At 27.5% G+C, this 1,914-nt stretch carries 2 protein-coding genes; both read right to left on the minus strand.

Annotated elements, in window-relative coordinates:
- Positions 1 to 8: 8 nt before the first annotated feature.
- Positions 9 to 173: a hypothetical protein gene (locus CD032_RS13130; protein WP_011867761.1), complete on the minus strand. Its 165-nt coding sequence runs from the start codon at positions 171 to 173 to the stop codon at positions 9 to 11.
- Between the two features lie 658 nt (positions 174 to 831).
- Entirely contained in the window at positions 832 to 1,803 is a 972-nt protein-coding gene (locus CD032_RS09695; protein WP_011867760.1) for a replication initiator protein A, read from the minus strand.
- Between the last annotated feature and the right edge of the window lie 111 nt (positions 1,804 to 1,914).

Below are 1,914 nucleotides of genomic sequence, written 5' to 3' on the forward strand. Positions count from 1 at the left end.
TCATAAAACTAATAGAAAACTTGCATTATTGTCATAATCAAAGTTAATAAACAAGCTAATAACATAATATTATGAGCTTTGGTTGTGTTCTGATTGCCATTTCTATATTCTTTCATAACAAATAACCAAGAAAGAATTACTAAAATTCCTAAAATAATTGCAAAAATTTTCATTTTTAAAACTCCTTTTTAGCAAACTTTATCACAATAGTTATCGCTTTACAGGTCTATTTTTCATCGTTATAATCTATTTAATTCCCGTAAGGGCGCACTTATGCGTTCTAAAAGAACGCGTGTAAAAACCATAATCGACCTTCGTCGATTTTTTTAATCTTAGTTTTAAGTAATCGGTGTTGTGGCGCAGATACAAAAATTAATACTACATCAAAATTTAACTAAGATTTAAGCTACTAGTTTTTGCTAGTAGCTTTTTTATTTTTAAAATTTTAAATACCTTTATTTTGAATTTTAAGGGGGCATTTTAAAGATTTAGGGGTAATTCATATAGTTTTATGCCTAAAAACTTATATAAGCTCTTAAAACGCAAATATGAGCCAAATAAATATATGCTATTTCCAAAAGCAAAAATTTGAGAAAATCCAGTGTCCATTTTTTAAGACACTGCCCATTTACATGCAAACTTAAAAGTTGGCATGTAAAGTGGTCAACCATGCCGGTCGAACGCTATAGTTCCCTCAGGGGCAAAAATACATAAAAAAACGCTAGCTTTTAAGCTAACGTTTCAAATCTTTTAAGTAATAATTTTGTTTTTCAAAATGCCAAATTGCCGTAATTGAATGTTTTCTCTTTGATTACTTTAAAGCCATTTGAACTACTCATTAAAGATATTGTATTTAGGCATGTTTTGACGGCGCATATTGAGCGCATGTATTTCTTCAAGTTCAGCTTTAATGGATTGCATTAAATAACCTTGCATAGCTTCAACGGTTTCGTTCTTTTGTAGCAGCATGGCCTTAAAACGTTTTAAGACACTGACAAGTTCAAATTCAACATCTTCTAAACGATAATATGTATTAAATGTGTTATTAAAAGACTTTTTCCCTTTGAGTAAAACACTTTTAATAATACGAATTTCTCTGATTTCAAAATTACTTAAATAATCTCTGGTTTGTTGTGGTAATTCTTCAAGGACTTGGAATTTTAAGGCCTCATTATTAAATTTATTTTGTTGATAATTTGTATGATTCGAATGAGTATTTATTAGATTATTGTTAGATGTATCATTCAAATCATTCGTATCATTATTCTCAGTCTCTATATAATCAGTATTATTAAATTCAGTATCATTTGCGTATGATTTTGATATGTCTTGATGTATTAAATTGATATTTCCTGACGTATTATTATCATAATTCTGGACGTATGATTTTGATACGTCCGTGTCATTACGAGATTCTACATCATTTTCCTGTTGTGATATGTAGTATATATCAGCTTCTGTTACTTCAGGTTTTTTAATATATAACTTATTTGGTTTATTCAAACCTACTCTTATTTGATTAAATAAATCAGCTTGAGTTAATTCCTTTTTAATTTTAGATAATTTATTGGGGCTACTGATATTTAGAATAGACTTAAGTTTTTCATTGGTATAAATAAAAAATATATCTCCATTTTCGTCTATCCAATTATTTCTTATAGATAAGTCTAAGCGATCTCTTAGTATTGACCAAGTTATTTTAGCATCATTAGACAAATTAGTGTATTTAGGATTAGTAAAAAATACTTTAGGTAATTGATAGAATTTCTCTTTTTGGATTTCTTTAATATTAAAGTTTGACATAGAAAAACCTCTTTCATATTTAAGTTTTAAAAAGAGGTAATAAAAAAGTTATAATTATGGGTTCTGTTGCAAAGTTGAATTTATAGTATAATTTTAACAAAAAGGAGTCTT

The sequence above is a fragment of the Staphylococcus cohnii subsp. cohnii genome, from assembly GCF_002902365.1.
Classification (GTDB): domain Bacteria; phylum Bacillota; class Bacilli; order Staphylococcales; family Staphylococcaceae; genus Staphylococcus; species Staphylococcus cohnii.